The sequence below is a fragment of the Gallintestinimicrobium propionicum genome (assembly GCF_025567525.1).
Taxonomy (GTDB): Bacteria; Bacillota; Clostridia; order Lachnospirales; family Lachnospiraceae; genus Gallintestinimicrobium; species Gallintestinimicrobium propionicum.
In genome coordinates, this window is the sequence record NZ_JAOQJY010000015.1 from 1 (window position 1) to 745 (window position 745).

1 pseudogene is annotated in these 745 nt (G+C 50.7%); it reads left to right on the plus strand.

From position 1 onward, the window contains the following. Positions 1–482 (plus strand): annotated as a pseudogene (locus tag OCV62_RS11470) (virulence-associated E family protein); the annotation flags it as partial. Positions 483–745 lie beyond the last annotated feature (263 nt).

Here is a 745-nt window from a genome sequence, read left to right on the forward strand (position 1 = left end):
GGGCGGAGGTTCACATACTGGACGATGAAGCGGCGGCGAGGGCGTATATCGAACAGATGTGGGCGGAAGCCATGACGGTTTATCGCAGTGGGAAGTATAAGCTGTCATTCAGCATGGAAATGAACCGATACCTGAACGCCCACCAGCAGGACTTTATGCAGGAAGACACACAGGCCGGCATGATCTACGCCTATTTGGAGGACTACACCGGCGACAGGGTATGTTCCAAGCAGCTTTATGAGGAAGCGCTGGGGAACTTAAATTCCCCGGCAGACTGGGAGACACGGGCAATCTGCGAGATTATGAATACCGGCATTGCGGGCGGCATCATACAGGGCTGGGTAGCCTACAAAAGCCCGAAGCGGTATAAGAAATACGGTTCTCAAAAAGGCTGGGAGCGTGTCAACCAAGCTCCGCCGGAGGGGGACGGTTTTCAGGAAATCACGGAAGAAGAAGCCCGGCAAATGGAACTTCCATTCTGAAAAGCCACCGGTTGACAGTTTGGTTGACGCTTTGGTTGACAGCCGGTTGACGGGGAAAAGCCTGATATTTGGGGCATTTCTCTCCTTTGTCAACCATGTCAACCAAGAAATCAAAGAAAAAGTAAAAAGTAATAATAGAGCGCCTATGGATTGTTTTCAAAGTCTTTTCTGCCGGTTGACACGGTTTGGTTGACACGGAGACAGTCTGCGGCTGTACACCTGTCTGACATTCCCTTGTCGGGCATATTTCATTTATGGAGGTA